Genomic DNA, 22,489 nt, shown 5'->3' on the forward strand with positions numbered 1-22,489 from the left:
CGAGGATTTAGCGGCCATGACCGCAAAGACCAACGGAATGTCGCCCGATGACGCCGTCAATCCCGAGACGGCCCTGGTTCCCGCCGTGCAGAAGGTGAACGAGATGCGCGTGCGCCGGGGCTTCTGGCCCAAGATGCGGCGCAACGCCGCCCGCATCCCCTTCGCCGGCCAGGCCCTGGCCGCCTGGTACGCGACCCAGGACCCCAAGACGCCGCTGGCGGCCAAGGGGATCATGCTGGGCGCCCTGGCCTATTTCGTCATGCCGGTGGACGCCATTCCCGACGTCTTCGCCGGCATCGGCTTCACCGACGACGCAGCCGTGATCGCGGCGGTGCTGGCGACCCTGGGCGCGCACCTGAAGCCGCGCCACCATGAGCAGGCGGCGCAGGCGCTGAAGCGGCTCCGGGAGGAGGAGGAGGAGGAGACGTAGGCCCTTCTCCCCTTGTGGGAGAAGGTGGCCCGTCAGGGCCGGATGAGGGGTCTCGCGACCTCGGATGAAGGCTGCGAGTTGATTGTCCCGCAACCCCTCATCCGTCTCGCTTCGCGAGCCACCTTCTCCCACAAGGGGAGAAGGGGCACGTCAATCCACCGTCACCACGATCTTGCCGACAGCCGTGCGGTCGCTCAGGGCCTGGATGGCCTCATGGGCGCGCTCCAGGGGGAAGGTGCGGCTGATGCGCGGCCGGATCTTGCCCTCGCGGTAGAGCTGCATCAGTTCGGCCATGTTGGCGGCGTGGGCGGCCGGATCGCGCGCGATGGCCGCGCCCCAGAAGACCCCGATCACCGATGCCGACTTCAGCAGGGTCAGGTTCAACGGCAGGGAGGGAATCCCCGCCGGGAAGCCGACGACCAGATAGCGGCCGTTCCAGTCCATGGCGCGCAGGGCCGGCTCGGCGTAGTCGCCGCCGACGCCGTCGAACACCACGTCCGCCCCGTCGCGGCCGGTCGCCAGCTTGAACTCGCCCGCCAGCGCCTTCTGAGCCGCCTTGTCCATCGGGCCGGAGGGGTAGATCAGGCCGTTGTCGGCGCCCAGGTCGAGGGCGAACTCGACCTTGTCGTTGGTCGAGGCGGCGGCGACCACGCGCGCGCCCATGGCCTTGCCCAGTTCGACGGCGGCGGCGCCGACGCCCCCCGCCGCGCCCAGGACCAGCAGGGTCTCGCCCGGCTGCAGGTTGGCCCGGTCCTTCAGGGCGTAATAGCTGGTGCCATAGGTCAGGATGAAGGCGGCCGCCGTCTCGAAGTCCATGCCGTCGGGCATGGGGATCAGGCTGTCGGCCCGCACCTTCAGCCGCTCGACCAGGCCGCCCCAGCCGGGCACGGCCACCACGCGGTCGCCGCGGAAGACGCCCTTCACCCCCTCGCCGACCGCGTCGACGACGCCCGCGACCTCCGCCCCCGGCGAGAAGGGGCGCTCCGGCTTGAACTGGTATTTGTCGGCGATGATCAGGGCGTCGGGGTAGTTGATGCCCACGGCCTTGACCTCGATCACCACCTCGCCCGGGCCGGGCGTGGGGTCCATCACCTCCTCGACGACCAGAGCCTCGGGACCGCCGGGCGTCTTGGACAGCACTGCACGCATGAAAGGCTCTTTCGGCATCCCCCGTCGGCCATGGCGCCGACATGACCGAGACGCTAATCAGGCCTCGGCCCGATGCAAAGAGGCCGAACGATTCTGAGGAGACGATCATGGCGAAACCCGCCCTCATCCTTCACGGCGGCGCCGGGGCCCGGCGCGAGCGCAACTACGACGCCGAAGTGGTGCAGATGCGCGCGGTCGTGGAGGCCATGAAGGCGCGGCTGGACGCCGGCGCCTCGGCCCTGGACGTGGCGGTCGAGGCGGTCGTCATGCTCGAGGATTCCGGCCTCTACGTCGCCGGGCGCGGCGCCTCGCCCAACCTGGCGGGCGACTATGAGCTGGACGCCAGTCTGATGGACGGCGCCACGGGCAAGGCCGGGGCGGTCGCCGCCCTGCAGGGCTTCCGCAACCCGGTCGTCGCCGCCCGCGCGGTGATGGACCGCACCCCCCACGTCATGCTGGCCGGCAGCGGCGCCGCCCGCTTCGCCGCCGAACAGGGGCTGGAGCGGGTCGAGGATCCGGCCGCCTGGTTCACCGGCGCCGGAAAGGGCGAGGACAATCATCCCCCGAGCATGCTGGGCCACGGCACCGTCGGCTGCTGCGTGCTGGACAGCCAGGGCCGCCTGGCCGCGGCCACCTCGACGGCGGGCGTCTTCGGCAAGATGCCGGGCCGCGTCGGCGATACGCCGATCCCCGCCGCCGGAACCTGGGCCGACGAGCACGCCGCCGTCTCCTGCACCGGCCAGGGCGAGTATTTCATCCGCGTGGCCGCCGCCGTGCGCACCGCCATCGGCGTAGCCGCGGGCCGGTCGCTGGCCGACGCCTCGCAGGACGCCATCGACCGCATCGGCGCCCTGGGCGGGGACGGCGGCCTGATCGCCCTGGACCGCGAGGGCAATATCGCCGCCCCCTACAACAGCCAGGGCATGAAGCGCGCCTGGCTGGCGACCGACGGGACCGTCGGGGTGGACGTGTTCGGGCGGTAAGGCCCCGCCGGGCCGCCGCGTTTCATTACATCTCCGTAAGGTGCGCGGCGGGTTTTCGCCCTGCTAGGCTTCGGCGGCCCGTGTCCGGCGGGCGTCGGAGACCTGCCGCATGAAGACCCGCCTGATCCTGACCGCCTGCGCCTCGGCCCTGCTGCTCGGCCTGCCCGCCGCCGCCCCCGCCTGGGCCAAGGCCCCCGCCGTCGCCACCGCCGCCGCTCAGGGCGGAGTCGAGGTGCCGCCGCTGGGCTTCCACAAGCGGGTGCTGGCCAACGGCATGGAGGTCTATACGGCGCGCGACGCCTCGACCTCGAACGTCACGGTCCAGGTCTGGTACCGCGTCGGCTCCAAGGACGATCCGGCGGGCCGCTCGGGCTTCGCCCACCTGTTCGAACACCTGCTGTTCAAGGCGACCAGGAACATGCCGTCGGAGACGTTCGACCGTCTGACCGAGGACGTCGGCGGCATGAACAACGCCTTCACCGCCGACGACGTGACCGCCTATTACGAGGTCGTCCCCGCCAACCACCTGCAGCGCATCCTCTTCGCCGAGGCCGACCGCATGGGCTCCCTGGTCGTCGACCAGCCGACCTTCGAGTCCGAGCGCGACGTGGTGAAGGAGGAATACCGCCAGCGCATCCTGGCCAGCCCCTACGGCCGTCTGTTCGGCCTGTTCGCGCCCGAGACCATCTATCAGGACCACCCCTATCGCCGTCCGGGCATCGGCTCGATCGAGGAGCTGGACGCCGCGACGCTGGACGACGTGCTGCGCTTCCACGCCACCTACTACCGGCCGGACAACGCCATGCTGATCGTGGCGGGCAATTTCGACCAGGCCCAGCTGGACGGCTGGATCGACCAGTATTTCGCCCCGCTGAAGCGCCCGGCCGCGCCCATGCCCGCCAACGACGTCAAGGAGCCCGAGCCGAGCGGCCCGCGCACCGCGACCTTCCATGCGCCCAACGTGCCCCTGCCCGCCGTGGTGCTGGCCTGGAACACCGTGGCCTATCGCGACGCCGACCGCGCGGCGCTGACGGTGCTGGACGGCATCCTGTCGACGGGCGAGTCCAGCCGCCTCTATCGCTCGCTCGTCTATGACAAGCAGATCGCCGTCTCGATCGGCTCCAACCCCGACTTCGCCCAGCAGGCGGGCAATCTGACCGCCTACGCCATCATGGCCAACGGCCAGTCGCCCGAGACCGGCCAGGCCGCGCTGGAGGCCGAGATCGCCCGCCTGCGCGACGCCCCCGTCACCGCCGCCGAACTGGCCGAGGCCAAGAACGAGCTGGTGGCCGACGCCCTGCGCGGCCGCGAGAGCATCGACGACCGCGCCACCACCCTGGGCATGGCCCTGATCATGACCGGCGACGCGACCGCCGCCGACCGCGAGATCGCCGAGATCCAGGCCGTCACCGCCGCCGACGTGCAGCGCGTGGCGCGCCGCTATCTGACGCCGCAGCGCCAGATCACCATCAACTACCTGCCCGCCGACGACGAGAACCCGGCCAGCGAGCAGACGAAGAACGTCGACGCCCCGGTGACGGTCGCCGCCCTGGCCCCGGCCGGTCCGATCGCGGTCCTGCTGCCCGAAGCCGAGCGCGCCCGCCTGCCCGAGCCGGGCGCCGAGGTGTCGCCCGCCACCCCGGCCATCGCCGACTTCCGCCTGGCGAACGGGATGCGCGTCCTGGTCGCTCCGACCGACGGCCTGCCCCTGGTCTCGGCGCGGCTGAATTTCGACGCCGGCTCGGCCCATGACCCGGCGGGCAAGCCGGGCACAGCCGCCATGACCGCCGCCCTGCTGACCCAGGGCACGGCGACGAAGTCCGCCCCCGAGATCGCCACCGCCATCGAGCAACTGGGCGCCAATGTCGGCGCGGGCTCGGGCGCCGACTTCACCAACGTCTACGCCAATGCGCCCAAGGACGTGTTCGGCCGCGCCCTGACTCTGATGGCCGACCTGGTGCGCCATCCGGCCTTCGCCCAGGAGGAGCTGGAGCGGCAGCAGTCCCAGACCCTGGACGGCCTGCGCGTGGCGCTGAGCCAGCCGGGCTCCATCGCCTCCCAGTCGGTCGGCCGCGTCATCTACGGCGACGCCCCCTACGCCGCGCCGGGCGGCGGCACCCTGACCAGCATTCCGGCCCTGACGCGGGAGGACGTGGCCGCCTTCCACGCCGCCCGCTATCGCCCGTCGCGGGCCACCCTCGTCTTCTCGGGCGCCGTGACCCCGGCCGAGGCGCGCCAGCTGGCGCAGGCGGCCTTCGGCGACTGGCGCGAGCCGGCCGCGCCCGCCCCCGCCGCCATCGACAAGGCGGGCCAAGCCCTGGCCCCGCGCGTCGTCGTCATCGACCAGCCGGGCGCCGGCCAGGCGGCGGTCGTCGCCGCCATCCGCGGCATCAGCCGCACCGACGCCGACTACTTCCCGCTGACGCTGGGCAACACCCTGCTGGGCGGCGGCTTCTCCTCGCGGCTGAACCAGGAGATCCGCATCAAGCGCGGCCTCAGCTACGGCGCCCGCTCCTCGGTGGGCGCCCTGCAGCAGACCGGGGTCTTCTCCGCCTCGACCCAGACCAAGAATGAATCGGCGACCGAGGTGGCCGACCTGATCCTGGCCGAGATCGCCAAGCTGGGAACCACCCAGGCGACCGAGGCCGAACTGGCTCCGCGCCGCGCGACCCTGATCGGCGGCTTCGGCCGCTCGCTGGAGACGGTGGACGGCCTGGGCGGCCTGGTCGCCAACCTGGCCCTCTACGACCTGCCGATGAGCGACCTGGCGGCCTACGCCGGGCGCGTCCGCGCGGTCACGCCGGAGCAGGTCGAGGCCGCCTTCGCCCGCCATCTGCCGACGGACCGTGCCAGCCTGGTGATCGTCGGCGACGCCTCGAAATTCATCGACGACCTGCGGGCGAAATATCCCAGCGTCGAGGTCATCCTCCTGACCGAGCTGAACCTGGACAGCGCGACGCTGAAGTAGGGCTGCTTGCCACGGGCTCCGATTTCCGGCCAAGCTGGAAATCGGAGAACCGCGCTATGCTGAAAACAGGACCCGCCGCCCTTCTGGCGGCCGGAACGATCTGGCTGACCTGGTCGCCTGTGCAGACGCTGTCGCCCGCGCCCGATCCGCTGGACGACGCCCTGACGCTGCTTCAGACCGATCCCGCTGCAGCCGTCGCCGCATTGGAACGGCTGGCGGACGGCGGTGATGTCGAAGCGACCGCTTCGTTGGCGACCGCACTCGAAATCACCGGAGGCGACCCTGAACGGTCAGAACACCTCTGGGCGCAAGCCCTCCAGGGCGGCTCGCAAAATGCGCGCCTGAACATCGGCATGCGGCGATTAACGAACGACGACCCTGCCGACGACGCGGAAGCCGTCGCCTGGCTCGAGGGCCTGGATGAGATGTACCAGCCCGTCGCGGCCTACCCCCTGGGCCGGGCCTATCTCTTCGGCGCGGGCGTCCAACGGGATCTGGAAAGGGGAACTCGGCTGATACAAACGGCCGTCAGGGCTGACCCAGGCAACTTCGACGCCCAATTCCTACTAGGACGCGCCTACCAGAACGGCTGGGGCGTGCCGGTCGACCGCGACGCCGCTCGCACTCACCTAACCCTTGCTGCGGACAGCGGCGACCCGCGCGCCCAATGGAATCTCGGCATGCTTCTGATAAGCGGCGGGGCCTCCTCCGATGTCGCGACGGCGTACCGCTATGTTCGCCAAGCCGCGGAACAGAATTTCGAAAGCGGCATGATCTCATTGGCGGTCATGCTGGCCAGGGGACAAGGCGTAGCTCCCGATGCCGCCGAGGCGCGCCTCTGGTATGCGCGCGCGGCGGAGGGCGGCTCGGCCCACGCCCTGCGCGGTCTCGGCATGATGATGCTGGTCGGCCAGGGCGGCGCCAGCGACCCAGTCAAGGGCGCGGCCTATGTAGAGCTGGCCGCTGAAGGCGGCGACGCCAACGCCGCGACCTTGCTGAGGCAGTTCGCCGAACCCCTGTCTCAGCTTCCCCGCGCCGACATCGACGCCGCCAAGGCGAAATGGCTCCGGGGTCACGGCGCGCCGCGCTAGGTTCCGTCACGTCGTCAGGCACACCACCTGGGCTACGCGCAGGTCGCGGCGCAGCCGGTCGGCGACGGCGCCGTAGTTCTGGGTCGTGACGGCCTGGCCGAGGGCCTGTTCGTCGGCGCGCTGCTGGGCGCCGACGGTCGGCACGAAGGTGTCGGGCGCCGTGGTGTAGATGCGGCCGCGCCGGGGCGACTCGGCGATGGTCACGCCCAGCACCCGCCCGCGCCGGTCCAGCACCGGCGCCCCGGACAGGCCCGACAGCGTGCCCTTCAGGCCCTTGGTCCGCCCGGCCTCGGCCCAGGCCAGCACCGGCTCGTCATAGGAGCGATGGCCGCGGATGCGCAGGGTCTCGCGGCCGATCAGGCGCGACGCCACCTCGCCGGGCCGACCTTGCGGAAAGCCGGGATGGAAGGCGCGCTGGCCCTTGTAGAGCGGCGCCTGGGAGGCGATCGGCAGGGCGGGCGGCCCCCCGTCGGTCAGCAGCAGGGCGACGTCCGCCCGCGCGGCCAGGCGCACGTCGGCGGCCAGGGCGCGGGTCTTGTCGATCACCAGGGCCGGCTTACGGCAGCCCTCGACCACGTGGCGCGCGGTAATCCAGCGGCCGTCGCCGGCGATGGAGAAGGCCGTGCCCGACACCGGCTGGAAGTCGTCCGGCGCCGCCACGGTGACGGAAGGGTCGAAGGGCGTGATCGGCCCGAGCAAGGGCCCCGCCGTCTCGTCATCATGCAGGTCGTGGGGGGCGTCGGCCCGTTCGCCCCGGCTCAGGGACGCCGCCAGGATGACGCCGATCACCGCGGCGTAGATCATCCAGTCCGGCAGGTGGGGAAAGCGCAAGGCGGCCCCCTCAGCCCGTCAGGGCCGCGGCCAGGATCAGGGCGGTGGACAGCTTGGCCCCGGCCAGGACCACGGCGGCGGGCGCCTCGCCCTTCTCGATGCGTTGCGGCAGGCCGGTCAGCAGCAGGTCGACGACGCGGAAGGCCAGCAGTTGCAGCACCACCGTCGCCACGCCCCAGATGGCGATGTCGCGGATCGAGGTGGCCACGGACAGCGACACCGCCAGCGGGATGGCCAGACCGAGCAGCACCCCGGCGAAGGCGATCGCGGCGGCGAGGTTGCCCTGGCGGATCAGGGCGATCTCGCGCCACGGCGTCAGCAGGGCATAGACGGCGGCCCCGACGCCCAGCAGGCCGAAGGTGACCAGCAGGTGCAGCATCAGGATGGGAAAGCCCGTCGCAAAGGCCTGGAGCTCAGGGGTGGACAGCACGCCCGGCAGCGACGAGGTCTCCATGACGACGAACCCAAGCCTCCCAGCCTGAAGGGAACGAAAGCAAAACACCCAATGCCCGAAGGCTTGGCCGTCGCGCTAGGGCGCCGCGGCCACAGTCGGCGGACAAAGCGAGGGGCGACGCCCGCGCTCAGGCGGCGTCGGCCTCGCCTTCGGCCTCCTCGCGCTCGGCCTTGAGCCGGGCCGAGGCGCGCAGCTTCTCGCTTTCGGACTTCAGCTGGCCGCAGGCAGCCAGGATGTCGCGGCCGCGCGGGGTGCGGATGGGCGAGGCGTAGCCGGCCTTGTTCAGGATGGCGGCGAAGGTCTCGATCGTCTTCCAGTCCGAGCACTGATAGTCGGTGCCGGGCCAGGGGTTGAACGGGATCAGGTTCACCTTGGACGGAATGCCCTCGATCAGCTTGACCAGGGCGCGCGCCTCGGCCGGGCTGTCGTTGACGCCCTTCAGCATGACGTATTCGAACGTCACCCGGCGCGCGTTGGAAAGGCCGGGATAGGCGCGGATGGCGGCCATCAGCTGATCCAGCGGATACTTCTTGTTCAGCGGCACCAGCTGGTCGCGCAAGGGATCGTTGGTGGCGTGCAGGCTGATGGCCAGCATGGCCGCCGTCCGCTCGCCCAGGGCGTTCAGCTGCGGCACGACGCCCGAGGTCGACACGGTGATCCGGCGCCGCGACAGGGCGATGCCCTCGTTGTCGGAGATGATGTCGATGGCGTTGGCGACGTGGTCGAGATTGTAGAGCGGCTCGCCCATGCCCATGAAGACGATGTTGGACAGGCGGCGGTCTTCCTTGGGCGAGGGCCACTCGTCCAGGTCGTCGCGCGCCACCTGGACCTGGGCCACGATCTCGGCCGTGGTCAGGTTGCGGACCAGCTTCTGCGTCCCCGTGTGGCAGAAGGTGCAGTTCAGGGTGCAGCCGACCTGGGACGAGACGCACAGGGCGCCGGCGCGGCCGACGTCCGGGATGTAGACGGTCTCGATCTCGATGCCCGGCGCCGTGCGGATCAGCCATTTGCGCGTGCCGTCCTTGGACACCTGGCGCTCGACGATCTCGGGGCGGGCCAGGGTAAAGGCTTCGGCCAGTTTCGCGCGCGTGTCCTTGGCCACGTCGCTCATCAGGGCGAAGTCGGTCACGCCGTAGTGGTGGATCCAGCGCCACACCTGGGAGGCGCGCATCCTGGCCTTCTCCGGCGGGCAGATTTCGGCGTCGATCAGAGCCTGGCGCAGTTCCTCGCGCGTCAGACCGCTGAGGTTGACGGGCGTCTTGACCGAAGCGCTGGCGCGCGAAAGATCGAGCGTGATGCTCAAGGGCGGATGTCCTGCGGCGATGGGGCGAGGGGCGGCGTCTAGCACAGATGGGGGCGCTTGTCGCCTTTGACCAGGCGAGCGGGCCCGCGGGGGTTGATCGACGCAGGCCGGGCGGCTAGAGGGGCGGCCGTTGGGGAGTAGCTTCCGGCATATCCCAGCCGGGATCGCGTCAACATGCTTGCTCCGTCGCGGGGCATGGCGCGATCAGCGGATCACCTCCGCCTAGCGAGACCAGCATGCTGCACCCGCGGGGCCGGCCCGTGCGTGGAGCGTGCTGTCATGCGTCCGGCCGAGAGTGTTTTTCCATAATGTCCCCCATCGCCATCGCCATCCTGTCCGTCAGCATGTCCGCCGACGCCTTCGCCGCCGCCATCGGCCGCGGCGCCCAGCATCGCCCCACCCTGCCCCAGGCTCTGCGCTCGGGCCTGGTCTTCGGGGTCATCGAGGCCATCACCCCCCTGATCGGCTTCGCCTTGGGCGTGGCCGCCGCCGCCTTCGTCCAGGCCATCGACCACTGGATCGCCTTCGGCCTGCTGGGCGCGGTCGGCGGCAAGATGATCTGGGAGGCGCTGAAGCGCGACGAGGAAGCCGAGGGCGAGGACGCCCCGAGCGGCGGCAAGGCGGCGTCGCGTGGCCTGGTCGCCCTGGTCGCCACCGCCGTCGGCACCTCCATCGACGCGGGCGCGGTCGGCGTCGGCCTGGCGCTGCTGGACGCCAACATCTGGCTCATCGCCGCCTGCATCGGGGCCACCACCTTCGCCCTGGCGACGTTGGGCCTGCTGATCGGCAAGGCGGTCGGGTCGCGCCTGGGCAAGATCGTCGAACTGGTCGGCGGCGTCGCCCTGATCGCCCTGGGCCTGAAAATCCTGCTGGAGCATCTGGGCTTTCTGGCCGTCTGATCCTCGCCCGCCCGGCCTCACCCTTGTCAGGCGCGGCGCGGCGGCGGAACGTCGCCGCCGACCGACCGTTTCAGCCGTCCAAGGAGACCTTCCATGCGCGCCCCCCTCGCCGTCATCATCGCTTTCGCCGCCCCTCTGGGCCTGACCGCCTGCGCCACCGGCCGCACCCCGCCCACCTACCAGCAGGAGTTGGACCAGCTGCAGGCCGAATGCACGGCGCGCGGCGGCATACTGGCGCCCACCGGGCACGAGACCGGCCGCCCCCAGACGGAATTTGTCTGCAAGATCACGGGCGGCGCCTCGCGCATCCCCCAATACTGATCGGTCCCGCCCTGACGGCCCGTCTCTCGGCCGGCTTCAGCCGGGCTTGACCTCGATCCGGTGCGCCCTGGAGCGGGCGCGCTCGCTCTTGGGGATCTCGATGTCCAGCACCCCGTTCTTGATGCGGGCCTCGACCCGGTCGGCGTCGACCTCCTGATCGAAGGGGATGCGCCGCTCGAAGCGGCCGTAGGCGCGCTCGGTGTAGCAGCGGTCGCCGCTGGCGGCGCTGCGTTCGTCGCGGCGCTCGCCTTGCAGCGTCAGCACATTGTCGTTCAGGTCGATCTGCAGGTCCTTCTGCTCCACCCCAGCCAGGTCGGCGGTGACGTGATAGGCCTTGTCGGTCTCGCGCAGCTCCAGGCTGGGCCAGACGACGGCGGACCAGGGCTTCATGCTCTCGGCCGCGAAGGAACGCGCCTCCGGCAGACGCCAGAAGTCGCCGGCCAGGCGCTCCAGCTCGCGTCGCATCGAGGCGAAGGGGTCCCGCTCGAACGCCCCCGGCGTCAGCGAGCGTTGCGGGGTGAGGCTTTGATCAGGCATGGCGGCTTCCTTCATGACAATGCGCCCCCCCCAACTCAAACCGCCTGCGCCGGGCCGGGTTTCCCCGCCGCGTCAAAAACGACGGCCGCCCGCGCCTAGAGCCCCTTGGCTGGCCCGTCCCGTTCGTCCGGCTCGCCGTCCGCGTCACGGTCCGTCGGTCGCCGCCGATCGCCGGTGACGGCGCGGTCGACCCCGGTGAGGATGACCGCCAGCATCAAGGCTCCAATGGCGACGAGAACGAACGGCATGGCCCGACAACGGACCGGACCGTCTTCGGTTCAGGCGCGGGCCTGGAGAAACGGATGCGCGAGCAGGGCAGTAGCCGGACGCCGGCGGGCTCGTTAGAAGCCCTCTATGAAAGTAGCGATTTTCGGCTCTTGCGTGACGCGTGACGCTTTCGGTTTCACCGGGCGCGACAGCGACGTCCTCACCTATGTCGCGCGTCAAACCATCAGGGCCGCGGTGTCTCCCCGCGACAACTCTGTCGAGCTTGCCCTTTCACACCTTCAGCCGGAAGGGTTCGACATCCGCGCGATGCTGGCCGCCACGCGCAAACAGTCGTTTGCGATGCTTGCGGCAAGCCAGGCTGAAGTCTTGCTGGTCGACCTGATCGACGAGCGTTTCTCCACACGCACAGATCGCAACAGCGTCATGACGCTTTCTACCGCCTTCCCCCCGGCGGCTTGCGCGGGATGGGAGCATTGGCGAGCCGTGGAGCCACGCACAATCAGCGCCACCTTGGCCGCAGTGCCCCGTTTCTGCGACGCGCTGCGTGAAGCAGCCAAGGGAAGGCCCATCATCCTCCACAGAGCCTATTGGCTAAGCGGCGACGAGCTCTCCGGCCCCATGAACGCCGCCCTAGACCAATATTATGACGCCGTCGGCGACGAGCTGAAATGCCCATCCATAACAGTGGACGAAAGCCTCAGGCTGCCTGATCCGAGCCACAAATGGGGACCTGCGCCGTATCACTACACGCAACAATATTATGATTATTTTATATCGCAATTCGACATGCTGACAGCGTAGAGAATAGAGGCTGTCACACAGACCGCGCTACACAGGCGGCGCCCCGCCGCCTCAAGGCGGCCAGCGCAGCCCGAAACGCTCGCGCGACGAGCGAGACGGAAACATCACTCCGTTTTTGGAAGAAGTCCGTGGTGGTTGGAGGCGGGATCGAACCGCCGACCTGTGGGTTATGAATCCACCGCTCTAACCATCTGAGCTACCCAACCCCATACGGGTGTCTCACGCGGGTCGCGAACGACCGTCAGGCGCGAGAGGGGTGCGTATATCGCCGCCTTTCGTCCGGTTCAAGCCGCTTCGTCGCGGATTTCGCGCGGGACGATCGGTCGCGGCGCGTTTCGGCTCGCGCAAAGCGCGGCGACGCTTCATTCTGTCCGGCTACGTCACGCTGTTCAGGAGCCGCCATGCGTCCCGCCTTCCTCGCCGCCTCCGCCGCCGTCCTGGTTCTCGCCGCCGCCTGTGGCGCCAATGGGCAGGACGCCCCCGCCGCGACGGGCGCTCCGGTCGAGACCCGGCCGCCGAACAACCCCGACCAGAAGCCGGCCTTCGACGGCCAGACCCGCGCGCCGTCGGTCAGCACCGCGGTCGCCATGCGGCATCAGGTCGTGGCCGAAGGGCTGGAGCATCCCTGGGGCCTGGCCCTGCTGCCCGACCGCCGCTGGCTGGTGACGGAGAAGCCCGGCCGCCTGCGCGTGGTCACGGCCGAGGGCGCGATCGGGGCTCCCGTCGCCGGCCTGCCCGCCGTCGCGGCCCGGGGCCAGGGCGGCCTGCTGGACGTGATCCTCAGCCCCGGCTTCGCCCAGGACCGCCTGATCTACTGGAGCTACGCCGAGCCGCGCGAGGGCGGCAACGGCACCGCCGTGGCGCGCGGCCGCCTGTCCGCCGACCTGAGCAAGGTCGAGAACGTCCAGGTCCTCTTCCACGCCCTGCCGACCTATGACGGGGACAAGCATTTCGGCTCCTCCCTGGCCTTCGCCCCGGACGGCAAGCTGTTCATCACCCTGGGCGAGCGCTCCGACAAGCCGATGCGGCCCCAGGCCCAGGACCTGGGCTCGCACATGGGCAAGACCATCCGCATCAACGCCGACGGCTCGGTCCCGGCCGACAACCCCTTCGTCGGGCGCGAGGGCGCCCGGCCCGAGATCTGGTCCCTGGGCCACCGCAACATGCAGGGGATCGCCGTCCAGCCGGGCACGGGCGCGGTCTGGACCATCGAGCACGGCACGCGCGGCGGCGACGAGCTGAACCTGGAGAAGCCGGGCGCCAACTACGGCTGGCCCGGCGTGGCCTACGGCATCGAGTACAATGGCCAGGCCATCCCCGACGCCGTCACGGCCCGCGAGGGGACAGAGCAGCCGGTCTATTACTGGGACCCGGTGATCGCGCCGGGCGGCATGACCTTCTACGACGGCGCCATGTTCCCCGGCTGGCGGGGGAACCTGCTGATCGGCGGCCTGGGGAGCAAGCACCTGGCTCGCCTCGTGCTCAAGGACGGCCGCGTGGTCGGCGAGGAGCGGCTCCTGACCGGCCTGGGCGAACGCATCCGCGACGTGGCCGTCGGCCCCGACGGCGCCGTCTGGGTCATCACCGACGAGGAGAACGGCAAGCTGGTCCGCCTGGCCGCCGCCCGCTAGGCCGGGCCGCCGGCGGACCGCCGGAGGCAGGAGGTCAGCGGGCCTCCTGCATCTCCAGGCCGCCGCCCCGGCGACGCATCGGCGCCTCGGCCAGGGCGAAGGCGTTGTCCTCGCCGTGAAAGACGTGGGTCTCGGCGGGGATTTCCGGATGGCCCTGGAGTCGGGCCATGGCGGTCTTCTTGCGCGCCCGCATCTGGTCGGCCAGGTCGTCCATGTCCAGACCCGCCGCGCGGGCCAGGCTGAACAGGCCCTCGGAGCGTTTTTCCTCCTCCTCGACATGGTGCATGATCATCTCGGAGAGGACCTTGACCTTGGCGTCGTAGAAGGCCTCGTCCGGGCCGCCGGCCTCGATGTCGTTGATCATCAGCTTGGCCGCGTCGTGCTCGACATAGGCCTCGTTGAGCATGTCGGTCTCCACCACCCGACGGCAGGCCGGATAGAAGATCTCCTCCTCGAGAATGGTGTGGACCTTGAGTTCTAGGCAGGCCTGCTCGGCCAGCTTCTGCTTGCGGTCCTTGCCGCGCGCCTTCTCGAACTGGGCGAAGATGTCCGCCACCTTGCGGTGGTCCGCCTTCAGCATGGCGACGGCGTCCATGTCGTCATAGTCCTGGGTCACGACTGTGCTCCTTGCAAATGGGGTCGAAGGGGGAAGCCCCCTGGACCGCCCCCGTTCCTCCGGCCCCGCTAGATGCGAATTGTTCGCGGCCTCGCCCCGACGCTCTCACGCGCCTTGTTACTTGACGTTGACGTAAACGTCGGCTTTCTAACGGATCGAGTTTCCACTCCAGACGCGACGATCGGACCCGTCCGCCCGCCGCGCGGGACCCGAGACGCCACCTGTCCCTCAAGCCGCGAGGCGCCGCGCGCCGAGCATAGGGACGCCGAAAAAGAGAGACGCTCCATGGCCGACGCCTACATTTACGACGCCGTGCGCACCCCGCGCGGCAAGGGCAAGAAGGACGGCAGCCTGCACGAGATCACCGCCCTGAGCCTGGCCAGCCAGGTTCTGGAAGCGCTGCGCGATCGGAACGGCCTGGACACCGCCAAGGTCGACGACGTGATCCTGGGCTGCGTCTCGCCGGTGGGCGAACAGGGCGCCGACATCGCGCGCACCGCCGTTCTGGCCGCCGGCTGGGACCAGGCGACGGCGGGCTTCCAGATTAACCGCTTCTGTGCCTCGGGCCTGGAGGCCGTGAACGTGGCCGCCGCCAAGGTGAAGTCGGGCGAAGCGGGCATGGCCGTCGGCGGCGGCGTGGAAGCCATGAGCCGCGTGCCGATGGGTTCCGACGGCGGCGCCTGGCCGACCGACCCCTCGTCGGCCTTCCCGACCTATTTCGTGCCGCAAGGCGTCTCGGCCGACATGATCGCCACCAAATACGGCTTCAGCCGCGACGACGTGGACGCCTATTCGGTCGAAAGCCACAAGCGCGCCGCCCGCTCCTGGGCCGAGCGCCGCTTCGACAAGTCGGTGATCGCGGTCAGGAACCAGCTCGGCCTGACCCAGCTGGACCACGACGAGACCATTCGTCCGAACACGGACATGCAGATCCTGGGCGGGCTCAATCCCTCCTTCGTCATGATGGGCGGCATGGGCTTCGACGCCGTGATCGGCCAGCGCTACCCCGAGGTCGCCAGCGTCAACCACGTCCACACCCCCGGCAACTCGTCCGGCATCGTCGACGGCGCCGCGGGCGTGCTGATCGGCACCAAGGAAATGGGCGAAGCGCTGGGCTTGAAGCCGCGCGCCAAGATTCTGGGCGGCGCCTCCATCGGCTCTGAGCCGTCGATCATGCTGACCGGCCCCGAGCCCGTCACCCGCAAGCTGCTGGGCAAGCTGGGCATGCAGCCGGGCGACATCGACCTGTATGAACTGAACGAGGCCTTCGCGGCCGTGGTGCTGCGCTACATGCAGGCGCTCGACATCCCGCACGACAAGATCAACGTCTGCGGCGGCGCCATCGCCATGGGCCACCCGCTGGGCGCCACCGGCGCCATGATCCTGGGCACGGTGCTGGACGAGCTGGAGCGCTCGGACAAGTCGACGGCCCTGGCCACCCTGTGCATCGGCGGCGGCATGGGCACCGCCACCGTCATCGAACGCGTCTGATCCGGGAGCTTATGACCATGGAAAACTTCAAGATCGACATCGACGCCGACGGCATCGCGCTCGTCACCTTCGACGTCCCGGGCCGTTCGATGAACACCCTGACTAGCGCCGTCATCGCCGAGATCCCGGCCCTGGTCGAGAAGATCAAGACCGACGACGCCATCAAGGGCGTGGTCGTCACCTCGGGCAAGCCGACGGGCTTCTGCGCCGGGGCGGACCTGGGCGACATGGCCTCGGGCATGCTGGCCGGCGGCGGCGACCTGCAGAAGGCGTTCGACACCGGCTGGGCGCTGAACGGCGCCTTCCGCGCGCTGGAGACCTCGGGCAAGCCGGTGGCGGCGGCCATCAACGGCCTGGCGCTGGGCGGCGGGCTGGAGTTCACCCTGGCCTGCCACTATCGCGTCGTCGAGAACGACCCGAAGATCCAGCTGGGCCTGCCCGAGATCAAGGTCGGCCTCTTCCCCGGCGGCGGCGGCACCCAGCGCCTGACGCGCCTGATCGGGGTGCAGAACGCCCTGATGCAGATGGCCGAGGGCAAGTCCTGGCGTCCGAACGACGCCAAGGGCGCCGGCGTCGTCCATGAGGTCGTCGAAAAGGGCCAGTCGGTCGAAGCCGCCAAGGCCTGGATCAAAAACGGCGGCAAGGCCGTCCAGCCGTGGGACGATCCCAAGTTCAAGATCCCCGGCGGCGGCCCCTACCACCCGGCGGGCGCACAGGTCTTCATCATGGGCAACGCCATCCTGCGCAAGCAGTCCTACGGCAACTACCCGGCCGTGCTGAACATGATGAAGGCCGTCTATGAGGGCGTGCAGGTCCCCATCGAGGCGGGCCTGCGCATCGAGACGCGCTACTTCATCAAGACCCTGATGACGCCCCAGGCCCAGGCCATGATCCGCAGCCTGTTCCTGTCCAAGCAGGAACTGGACAAGGGCGCCGTGCGCCCGGCAGGCGTGCCCAAGTCCGACCCCAAGAAAGTCAGCGTTCTTGGCGCCGGCATGATGGGCGCAGGCATCGCCTATGTTCAGGTCATGGCTGGCATCAAAACCGTGCTGATCGACCAGACGCAGGAAGCCGCCGACAAGGGCAAGGCCCACGTCGAGGAGCTGCTGAAGAAGCGCCTGTCGCGCGGTCAGATGACGCAGGAGAAGTTCGACGCCACCGTGGCCCTGGTGACGGCGACGACGGACTATGACCTGATCAAGGGCTCGGACCTGGTCATCGAGGCCGTGTTCGAGAACCGCGAGATCAAGGCCGACGTCACCAAGCGCGCCGAGGCCCAGCTGGCCGAGGGCGCCGTGTTCGGCTCCAACACCTCGACCCTGCCGATCACCGGCCTGGCCGAGGCCAGCGTGCGGCCGGAAGACTTCATCGGCATCCACTTCTTCTCGCCCGTCGACAAGATGATGCTGGTCGAGATCATCATGGGCGAAAAGACCGGCGACGCGGCCCTGGCCAAGGCGCTGGACTATGTCCTGAAGATCAGGAAGACGCCGATCGTCGTCAACGACAGCCGCGGCTTCTACACCTCGCGCTGCTTCTCCACCTTCCTGATGGAAGGCATGGCCATGCTGGAAGAGGGCTATTCGCCCGTGCTGATCGACAACGTCGGCCGCATGACCGGTATGCCGCGCGGCCCGCTGGAGATGCACGACGACGTGGCGCTCGACCTGTCGTACAAGATCGCCAAGCAGACCCGCGAGGATCTGGGCGACAAGTACGTCCCCAACGAGGGCGAGCAGATCGTCGCCACCATGGTCGAGCAGGGCCGTTTCGGCCGCAAGAACGGCAAGGGCTTCTACGACTACGACAGCAAGCCCAAGGTCATCTGGCCTGGCCTCTACGACCTGGCCCCGACCACCAAGGGCGCCGAGTTCGGCGAGACGCCTGAGGCCTTCGCCGCCATCGAGGAGATGAAGACCCGCCTGCTGTACCGCCAGGCGGTCGAGGTGGCCCGTTGCTGGGAAGAAGGCGTCATCGACGACCCGCGCGAGGGCGACCTGGGCGCCATCCTCGGCTGGGGCTTCGCACCCTGGACCGGCGGCCCCATCACCTTCATGGACCAGACCGGCCTGAAGACCTTCGTGGCCAAGGCCGACGAACTGGCCGCCAAATACGGCGACCGCTTCAAGGTCCCGCAGCTTCTGCGCGACATGGCCGCCAAGGACGAGACCTTCTACGGCCGCTTCGCGCCGCAGACGAAGGCGGCCTGAGGCTCAGCTTCAGACTGAAACGCAAAGGGCGGCCTTCGCGGGCCGCCCTTTTTGTTGGCGCTCCTCAAGCCCTCCCCCTCGATGGGGGAGGGTTGGGTGGGGGTGCAGGCAAGCCGTCCAAGGGGGGAGCCCCGGAGACGCCACCGCCTCGCGCGCCCTACCGGCGCCGTCGCGCGCGCACCCCCATCCCCACCCTTCCCCCATCGAGGGGGAAGGGAGATGCGTCGCTCAAGCAGCGAGCCGCCGCGCGGCGAGCGATAGCGACACTACCGACTCCTGAACACCCGCGACGCCGCATAACCCGTCATCGCCGCCAGCAGCACGCACAGCACGCCGTAGCTCCACGGGCGACGGTGGGCGAACTCATAGATGTCGCGCTCCAGCCCCACCTTCTCGACCGTCAGCGTCAGGTTGGACACCGACACCGGCGCCCCCTCCTGGAACAGCCAGACCTCGGCGTAATACTTTCCGGTCGGCGCCACCGCGGGCAGTTTGACCTCGGCGCGGAACAGGCCGCGATCGACGAACTCCACCCCCTTGGGATCGGTGTCGTAGAGCGCCGCCGCCTCCTTCAGGCGGATCACGGCGCGGCGCCAGTCCAGATAGTCCTCGCCCAGACGGCTGATGACCACGTCGCGCACGCCGTATCGGGTGACGGTACGCGCCTCCTCCGGCGCATCGATGCGCAGGTGATCGACCCCCACGCCCAAGCGGCGCAACTGGCCGAAGTCGGCGATATCGCTGAGCGGCCGCGTCGAGGCGGTCATGTAGAAGCCGGGCGCACCCTCGAACAGCACCGGGCGGCTGTTCAGCCAGACGCCCATGTTACGCGTCTTCTTGACCAGGCGGACCGGGGCGTCGGGCCCGCGCACCACCACCACCACATCGGCGGGCGTGTCGCTGGGATTGAACACCGCGCCGTAGAGGACGATGGACGCCCCCCGGAAGCCGGAATCGACGTCCACCCGCGCGTCGGTCAGGGCGGCGGCGACGCGCACCTCCTCGGTCGTGGCGGCCGAGCGTTCAATGACGATTTCCGGCGCGCTCTGGGGCGGCGGCTCGGGCGGCAGGACCTGGAACATCAGTCCGCCACTCCCGGCGCCAGCAGGAACAGGTCGCTGGGCCGAACGAACAGCTCCAGCCCCATCTGGATGCCGACCAACAGGACGATCAGCCCCAGGGCCGCGCGCATCTCTTCCGCCCGGAAGCGGCCCGACAGCTTGGCCCCGTATTGCGCCCCCACCACCCCGCCCAGCAGCAGGATGGTCGACAGGACGATGTCCACCGTCTGGTTGCGCCCGGCCTGCAGCACGGTGGTGATGGCCGTGGTGATGATGATCTGGAACAGGCTGGTGCCCACCACCACGCTGGCCCTCATGCGCAGCACATAGAGCATGGCCGGCACCAGGATGAAGCCGCCGCCCACCCCCATGATGGCCGACAGGACGCCCGCGAACACGCCCAGGCCGAACGGCGGAATGGCGCTGATGTAGAGGCCCGAGCGGGGGAAACGCATCCTGAACGGCAGGCCGTACAGCCACATGGGGCGACGGCGCTCCTTGCGCGGCGGAGTCTCGCCTCGGACCCGGTGCAGGATCTGCGTTAGGCTCTCGTACAGCATCATGCCGCCGATGGAGCCGAGGAAGAGCAGATAGGACAGGGCAACCACCAGGTCGGCCTGGCCCAGCAGGCGCAGGTAGCGGAACAGCTCTACCCCCGCGAAGGCGCCCAGCGCCCCGCCCACGGCCATGATGCCGCCGATGCGATAATCGACCGCCTTCATGCCCGAATAGCGGATCACGCCCGAGGTCGAGGAGGCGACGACGTGGCTGGCCTGGCTGGCCACCGCCACCGTCGGCGGAATCCCCAGGAAGACCAGGACCGGGGCCATCAGGAAGCCGCCGCCGATGCCGAACAGGCCGGACACAAAGCCGACCAGCGCCCCCAGCATGACCAGGAGCGGCCAGTTCACCGAGACTTCGGCGATGGGCAGGTAGATATCCACGGCACGCGCCTTCGGCTGGAAGGACAGGCAATCGGCGCCGGAAAGGCGACTAGGCTTCCGGTCTTAGCGAGCCCTGCGGCGAACCGCCACCCCCGGTCCGCAGGCGCGCTCGACCGATCAGGTGATCGGCTCGGCGGTGAAGGCGTCGGCGGCCTCGCGCGCCGTGCGCCGCTCGGCGGCCGACAGGCCGGGAGTCAGTCGCTGCACCGCGGCCAGGGCCTGCTGATCGCCGCGCCGCGCCGCGATCATGTACCATTTGAAGGCCTCGACCCGGTTCGGCGCCACGCCCTCGTCGCCCTTCTCCAGCAGCTGGGCCACGTTGTACTGGCTGTCCACCAGGCCCGCGCCGGCCGCCCGGGTCAGCCAGGCCAGGGCCTCGACGCGGTTCCGCGCCCCGCCGACCCCGTCATACAGCTGCATGGCGTGGAAATGCATGGCGCGCGGCTCGCCGGCCTCGGCGGCGCGGCGGGCCCAGGCGCGCGCCTCGGCGTCATCCGCCGCCTGGCCCGCCCCCCGTCCTGATACAGGACCGCCAGCCGCAGCTGCGCCGGGGCGTAGCCCAGGTTGGCCGCGCGGATCAGGGGCTCCAGCCCGCTGTCGTCGCCGTTGTCGAGCATCTGCGCCGCGCGGGCGAACAGGGCCGCCCCTTCGGTCGCCGCGACGTCGGGCGAGGGCACGGCGTCCGTCGGCGCTCCGTCCAGGGCCAGGGCGGCGATCGGGGTCCCCGCGTCGCCCGACGCCGCTTCCTCGGCCTGCGGCGCGAGGGCGAAACCGCCCGGCAGGGTCAGGCCCGCGTCGCCCGCCACCTGCAGGCTGGCGTAGCCGCCGCCGACGATCAGCGCCGCCACGGCCGAGGCGCCCAGGGCCTTGCGCATGGTCGAGCCCTGACGGCCCGCCTGCCGGTCCAGCCGCTCCTGCAGCTTGGACTTGCCGCCGCGCTTGGCCAGGCCGAAGGCCGGGCGAGACGCCGCCTCGCCCTCGGGGGCCATGGCCGCACGGGCGGCCTCCAGCACGTCGCGGGTCGAGGCGCCGCCCGCCGCCGCCTCGGCGCCGGGGGCGATGAATTCCAGTTCGGCCGAGAAGCCGTCGTCGTCTGACGCCGGCGTCGGTTCGTCGACCTCGGGCGCGGGCCCCGCGCCGGCTTCGGCCGTCGCCACCGCCGCCAGGATGTCGCTGACGTCCGCCCCCCGAACAGGTCGTCGTCCGCGTCCGACGCCGTGATCGTCGTCGTCGGCGGGGCCCAGGCCTCGGCCGCGACCCGGCCGAAGGGCGCGCCCGTCGTCGGCCCCTCGCCTTCCAGCAGTTCGGCGTCCAGAGGATCGATGAAGTCGCCTTCAGCGCGCGCCTCGGCCTGCGAAGGGAAGGGCTCGGCGGCCAAGGCGCCGGCCAGGGGGACGCCGGCCAGGGGATCGCTGGACCAGGGCTCGACCGGATCGGCGAAGGCGGCGGCGCGCCAGTCGCCGCCCGCGCCCTCGGCCGGGGTCCAGGGCGCCACGTCGAGCTCGTCGTGCGGCGGAAGGCGACGCGCGACGCGATCGCCGCGCTGCTCCATGCTGTCGCGGGCCTCGGCCAGAAGCCGCGCCGTGCGTTCCTCGCTCTGGCGCATCCGTTCGGCCAGGTCGCCCGAGGCGCGCTCGTGGCGCTGCTGAATCTTGTCGGTGCTTTCCGACAGGCGGCGGCCGATGTCGTCCAGGGCCTGGGCCGAGCGGCGCTCCGACTGGGCGATGCGTTCGCTGAGCCGGTCCGAGATGCGGGTGATCTCGCCGCCCAGCCGCTCCAGCGCCAGGGCGTGCTGGTCGTCGGCGCGGGTCAGGCGCTGATCCACCGTCTCGGCGTGACGGGCCAGGTCGCGTTCCAGCTTCTGCTCCAGCGCGACGAGGCGCGCGTCGCCGACGCCCCCGGCCTCGACCTTCTCGACCCGGCCGTTCAGATTCTGGGCGATGCGCAGGATTTCACGCCCCATGCCCTCGACCGCGGCGGCCGAGCGCTGCTCGGCGGCGCGCGCCTGGTCCCCGATGGCCGCCAGGGCCCGCTCGATGCGGTCGACGCGGCCTTCGGTCTCGACCGTGTCGAGGCGGCGCATCAGTTCGACGCGGCTGGTCTCGACCTGGCGGGTCAGGCTCTCGGCCAGTTGCTCGAACCGCGAGGCCTCGCGAGGCTGATCCTGCTGCAGGCGGCCCTCGGCGTCGCGCATGCGCTGGTCCAGGGCCGCGAAGGACCGCTCCAGCCCATGCAGGGCCTCGGACGTGCGGGCCTGGGCCTCGTCCAGCCGCTGGCCGACCTGGGCCAGGCGATCCATGCCCGCGCCCGCGCCGACGTTTTGCTCGATCGTCTCGATCCTGTCGCGCAGGTCGCTGACGCCCGCCCGCTGGCGCTCGTCCAACTCGTAAAGCCGGGTGGAGATGGCGGTCAGGGCCGCGTCCAGCTTGTCCAGTCCGTCGCGAGAGCTGGCGTCCTGTTCCAGGCGGCGCAGGCGGCGGTGCCCCTCGCGCACCTCTTCGGCGATGTCGTCGAGGCGTCGCGCCTGGGCCGCGTCGGCCT

General features: G+C 70.3%; 21 protein-coding genes, 1 tRNA gene and 1 riboswitch. Of the genes, 10 read left to right on the forward strand and 12 right to left on the reverse strand.

What is annotated here, in order from left to right:
- Nucleotides 1-16 precede the first annotated feature (16 nt).
- Nucleotides 17-430: a YkvA family protein gene (locus tag D8I30_RS03965; protein WP_121481587.1), complete on the forward strand. Its 414-nt coding sequence runs from the start codon at nucleotides 17-19 to the stop codon at nucleotides 428-430.
- Between the two features lie 150 nt (nucleotides 431-580).
- Here D8I30_RS03965 and D8I30_RS03970 read toward each other — a convergent pair whose 3' ends face one another.
- The gene (locus tag D8I30_RS03970; RefSeq protein ID WP_121481588.1) at nucleotides 581-1,579 is read right to left on the reverse strand and encodes an NADPH:quinone oxidoreductase family protein; all 999 of its coding nucleotides are present in this window, start codon (nucleotides 1,577-1,579) and stop codon (nucleotides 581-583) included.
- A gap of 107 nt (nucleotides 1,580-1,686) precedes the next feature.
- Between D8I30_RS03970 and D8I30_RS03975 the strand changes: the two genes are divergently transcribed.
- The 3 genes from D8I30_RS03975 to D8I30_RS03985 all read left to right on the forward strand — a co-directional run bounded on the left by D8I30_RS03975 (nucleotide 1,687) and on the right by D8I30_RS03985 (nucleotide 6,621).
- Nucleotides 1,687-2,562, forward strand: coding sequence for an isoaspartyl peptidase/L-asparaginase family protein (locus D8I30_RS03975; RefSeq protein ID WP_121481589.1), 876 nt, complete (start codon nucleotides 1,687-1,689; stop codon nucleotides 2,560-2,562).
- Nucleotides 2,563-2,671: 109 nt separating this feature from the next.
- Nucleotides 2,672-5,530: a M16 family metallopeptidase gene (locus D8I30_RS03980; RefSeq protein ID WP_121481590.1), complete on the forward strand. Its 2,859-nt coding sequence runs from the start codon at nucleotides 2,672-2,674 to the stop codon at nucleotides 5,528-5,530.
- Nucleotides 5,531-5,586: 56 nt separating this feature from the next.
- Entirely contained in the window at nucleotides 5,587-6,621 is a 1,035-nt protein-coding gene (locus D8I30_RS03985) for a tetratricopeptide repeat protein (RefSeq protein WP_121481591.1), read from the forward strand.
- Nucleotides 6,622-6,627: 6 nt separating this feature from the next.
- On the opposite strand, the gene D8I30_RS03990 is transcribed toward D8I30_RS03985, so the two are convergent.
- The 3 genes from D8I30_RS03990 to rlmN form a co-directional block, all read right to left on the reverse strand.
- Nucleotides 6,628-7,452 carry a S1 family peptidase gene (locus D8I30_RS03990; RefSeq protein WP_121481592.1) on the reverse strand — a complete coding sequence of 275 codons (825 nt, stop codon included), beginning with the start codon at nucleotides 7,450-7,452 and terminating at the stop codon, nucleotides 6,628-6,630.
- A gap of 10 nt (nucleotides 7,453-7,462) precedes the next feature.
- Nucleotides 7,463-7,906, reverse strand: a complete 444-nt coding sequence (locus D8I30_RS03995; protein WP_121481593.1) for a DUF350 domain-containing protein — start codon at nucleotides 7,904-7,906, stop codon at nucleotides 7,463-7,465.
- 127 nt (nucleotides 7,907-8,033) lie between these two features.
- Nucleotides 8,034-9,209 (reverse strand): 23S rRNA (adenine(2503)-C(2))-methyltransferase RlmN, encoded by a 1,176-nt coding sequence (gene rlmN, locus D8I30_RS04000; RefSeq protein WP_121481594.1) that lies wholly within the window; start codon nucleotides 9,207-9,209, stop codon nucleotides 8,034-8,036.
- A 130-nt stretch (nucleotides 9,210-9,339) separates the two neighbouring features.
- A riboswitch (yybP-ykoY riboswitch) is annotated at nucleotides 9,340-9,510 on the forward strand.
- A 7-nt stretch (nucleotides 9,511-9,517) separates the two neighbouring features.
- On the opposite strand from rlmN, the gene D8I30_RS04005 reads away from it, so the two are divergent.
- Together D8I30_RS04005 and D8I30_RS04010 are read left to right on the forward strand one after the other, a co-directional pair.
- Nucleotides 9,518-10,108 (forward strand): manganese efflux pump MntP, encoded by a 591-nt coding sequence (locus D8I30_RS04005; protein WP_121481595.1) that lies wholly within the window; start codon nucleotides 9,518-9,520, stop codon nucleotides 10,106-10,108.
- Nucleotides 10,109-10,201: 93 nt separating this feature from the next.
- Nucleotides 10,202-10,429 carry a hypothetical protein gene (locus D8I30_RS04010; protein WP_121481596.1) on the forward strand — a complete coding sequence of 76 codons (228 nt, stop codon included), beginning with the start codon at nucleotides 10,202-10,204 and terminating at the stop codon, nucleotides 10,427-10,429.
- Nucleotides 10,430-10,465: 36 nt separating this feature from the next.
- Here D8I30_RS04010 and D8I30_RS04015 read toward each other — a convergent pair whose 3' ends face one another.
- Both D8I30_RS04015 and D8I30_RS14340 read right to left on the reverse strand, forming a co-directional pair.
- Nucleotides 10,466-10,966, reverse strand: coding sequence for an Hsp20/alpha crystallin family protein (locus tag D8I30_RS04015; RefSeq protein ID WP_121483377.1), 501 nt, complete (start codon nucleotides 10,964-10,966; stop codon nucleotides 10,466-10,468).
- A gap of 95 nt (nucleotides 10,967-11,061) precedes the next feature.
- Nucleotides 11,062-11,214 (reverse strand): hypothetical protein, encoded by a 153-nt coding sequence (locus D8I30_RS14340; RefSeq protein ID WP_162938801.1) that lies wholly within the window; start codon nucleotides 11,212-11,214, stop codon nucleotides 11,062-11,064.
- A gap of 106 nt (nucleotides 11,215-11,320) precedes the next feature.
- Here D8I30_RS14340 and D8I30_RS04020 point away from each other — a divergent pair, with 106 nt between their 5' ends.
- Nucleotides 11,321-11,995 (forward strand): DUF6270 domain-containing protein, encoded by a 675-nt coding sequence (locus tag D8I30_RS04020; protein WP_121481597.1) that lies wholly within the window; start codon nucleotides 11,321-11,323, stop codon nucleotides 11,993-11,995.
- Nucleotides 11,996-12,124: 129 nt separating this feature from the next.
- Here the strand turns inward: D8I30_RS04020 and D8I30_RS04025 are convergent.
- Nucleotides 12,125-12,201 (reverse strand) — tRNA-Met (locus D8I30_RS04025).
- 195 nt (nucleotides 12,202-12,396) lie between these two features.
- On the opposite strand from D8I30_RS04025, the gene D8I30_RS04030 reads away from it, so the two are divergent.
- Entirely contained in the window at nucleotides 12,397-13,626 is a 1,230-nt protein-coding gene (locus D8I30_RS04030; RefSeq protein WP_121481598.1) for a PQQ-dependent sugar dehydrogenase, read from the forward strand.
- A 34-nt stretch (nucleotides 13,627-13,660) separates the two neighbouring features.
- Here the strand turns inward: D8I30_RS04030 and D8I30_RS04035 are convergent, their stop codons facing one another.
- On the reverse strand, nucleotides 13,661-14,242 hold the full coding sequence (locus tag D8I30_RS04035) for a hemerythrin domain-containing protein (RefSeq protein WP_240387319.1): 582 nt from the start codon (nucleotides 14,240-14,242) through the stop codon (nucleotides 13,661-13,663).
- A 285-nt stretch (nucleotides 14,243-14,527) separates the two neighbouring features.
- Between D8I30_RS04035 and D8I30_RS04040 the strand changes: the two genes are divergently transcribed.
- Nucleotides 14,528-15,733 carry an acetyl-CoA C-acetyltransferase gene (locus D8I30_RS04040; RefSeq protein WP_121481599.1) on the forward strand — a complete coding sequence of 402 codons (1,206 nt, stop codon included), beginning with the start codon at nucleotides 14,528-14,530 and terminating at the stop codon, nucleotides 15,731-15,733.
- 17 nt (nucleotides 15,734-15,750) lie between these two features.
- On the forward strand, nucleotides 15,751-17,943 hold the full coding sequence (locus tag D8I30_RS04045) for a 3-hydroxyacyl-CoA dehydrogenase NAD-binding domain-containing protein (RefSeq protein ID WP_121483379.1): 2,193 nt from the start codon (nucleotides 15,751-15,753) through the stop codon (nucleotides 17,941-17,943).
- A gap of 266 nt (nucleotides 17,944-18,209) precedes the next feature.
- Here the strand turns inward: D8I30_RS04045 and D8I30_RS04050 are convergent, their stop codons facing one another.
- From D8I30_RS04050 to D8I30_RS14560, 4 genes are all read right to left on the reverse strand, one after another.
- Nucleotides 18,210-19,025, reverse strand: coding sequence for a TIGR02186 family protein (locus tag D8I30_RS04050; protein WP_121481600.1), 816 nt, complete (start codon nucleotides 19,023-19,025; stop codon nucleotides 18,210-18,212).
- On the reverse strand, nucleotides 19,025-19,948 hold the full coding sequence (locus D8I30_RS04055) for a sulfite exporter TauE/SafE family protein (protein WP_121481601.1): 924 nt from the start codon (nucleotides 19,946-19,948) through the stop codon (nucleotides 19,025-19,027). Before D8I30_RS04055 ends, D8I30_RS04050 begins: the two co-directional genes overlap by 1 nt.
- Nucleotides 19,949-20,065: 117 nt before the next feature.
- Nucleotides 20,066-20,383: a tetratricopeptide repeat protein gene (locus D8I30_RS14555; RefSeq protein ID WP_205570744.1), complete on the reverse strand. Its 318-nt coding sequence runs from the start codon at nucleotides 20,381-20,383 to the stop codon at nucleotides 20,066-20,068.
- The gene (locus tag D8I30_RS14560) at nucleotides 20,308-20,823 is read right to left on the reverse strand and encodes a hypothetical protein (protein ID WP_205570745.1); all 516 of its coding nucleotides are present in this window, start codon (nucleotides 20,821-20,823) and stop codon (nucleotides 20,308-20,310) included. The genes D8I30_RS14555 and D8I30_RS14560 overlap by 76 nt, the downstream gene beginning before the upstream one ends.
- Nucleotides 20,824-22,489: the final 1,666 nt, after the last annotated feature.

This window comes from Brevundimonas naejangsanensis, from assembly GCF_003627995.1.
GTDB classification, from domain to species: domain Bacteria; phylum Pseudomonadota; class Alphaproteobacteria; order Caulobacterales; family Caulobacteraceae; genus Brevundimonas; species Brevundimonas naejangsanensis_B.

What these genes read in the sequence shown, in the direction of transcription:
- D8I30_RS04045 (WP_121483379.1), top strand. Translation starts at nt 15,751, where the DNA reads ATGGAAAACTTCAAGATCGACATCGACGCCGACGGCATCGCGCTCGTC.
- D8I30_RS04015 (WP_121483377.1), bottom strand. Translation starts at nt 10,966, where the DNA reads ATGCCTGATCAAAGCCTCACCCCGCAACGCTCGCTGACGCCGGGGGCG.
- D8I30_RS03985 (WP_121481591.1), top strand. Translation starts at nt 5,587, where the DNA reads ATGCTGAAAACAGGACCCGCCGCCCTTCTGGCGGCCGGAACGATCTGG.
- D8I30_RS03970 (WP_121481588.1), bottom strand. Translation starts at nt 1,579, where the DNA reads ATGCGTGCAGTGCTGTCCAAGACGCCCGGCGGTCCCGAGGCTCTGGTC.
- D8I30_RS03965 (WP_121481587.1), top strand. Translation starts at nt 17, where the DNA reads ATGACCGCAAAGACCAACGGAATGTCGCCCGATGACGCCGTCAATCCC.
- D8I30_RS14340 (WP_162938801.1), bottom strand. Translation starts at nt 11,214, where the DNA reads ATGCCGTTCGTTCTCGTCGCCATTGGAGCCTTGATGCTGGCGGTCATC.
- D8I30_RS04050 (WP_121481600.1), bottom strand. Translation starts at nt 19,025, where the DNA reads ATGTTCCAGGTCCTGCCGCCCGAGCCGCCGCCCCAGAGCGCGCCGGAA.
- D8I30_RS03975 (WP_121481589.1), top strand. Translation starts at nt 1,687, where the DNA reads ATGGCGAAACCCGCCCTCATCCTTCACGGCGGCGCCGGGGCCCGGCGC.
- D8I30_RS04040 (WP_121481599.1), top strand. Translation starts at nt 14,528, where the DNA reads ATGGCCGACGCCTACATTTACGACGCCGTGCGCACCCCGCGCGGCAAG.
- D8I30_RS04005 (WP_121481595.1), top strand. Translation starts at nt 9,518, where the DNA reads ATGTCCCCCATCGCCATCGCCATCCTGTCCGTCAGCATGTCCGCCGAC.
- D8I30_RS14555 (WP_205570744.1), bottom strand. Translation starts at nt 20,383, where the DNA reads ATGCATTTCCACGCCATGCAGCTGTATGACGGGGTCGGCGGGGCGCGG.
- D8I30_RS14560 (WP_205570745.1), bottom strand. Translation starts at nt 20,823, where the DNA reads ATGCGCAAGGCCCTGGGCGCCTCGGCCGTGGCGGCGCTGATCGTCGGC.
- D8I30_RS03980 (WP_121481590.1), top strand. Translation starts at nt 2,672, where the DNA reads ATGAAGACCCGCCTGATCCTGACCGCCTGCGCCTCGGCCCTGCTGCTC.
- D8I30_RS04010 (WP_121481596.1), top strand. Translation starts at nt 10,202, where the DNA reads ATGCGCGCCCCCCTCGCCGTCATCATCGCTTTCGCCGCCCCTCTGGGC.
- D8I30_RS04020 (WP_121481597.1), top strand. Translation starts at nt 11,321, where the DNA reads ATGAAAGTAGCGATTTTCGGCTCTTGCGTGACGCGTGACGCTTTCGGT.
- D8I30_RS04030 (WP_121481598.1), top strand. Translation starts at nt 12,397, where the DNA reads ATGCGTCCCGCCTTCCTCGCCGCCTCCGCCGCCGTCCTGGTTCTCGCC.
- D8I30_RS03995 (WP_121481593.1), bottom strand. Translation starts at nt 7,906, where the DNA reads ATGGAGACCTCGTCGCTGCCGGGCGTGCTGTCCACCCCTGAGCTCCAG.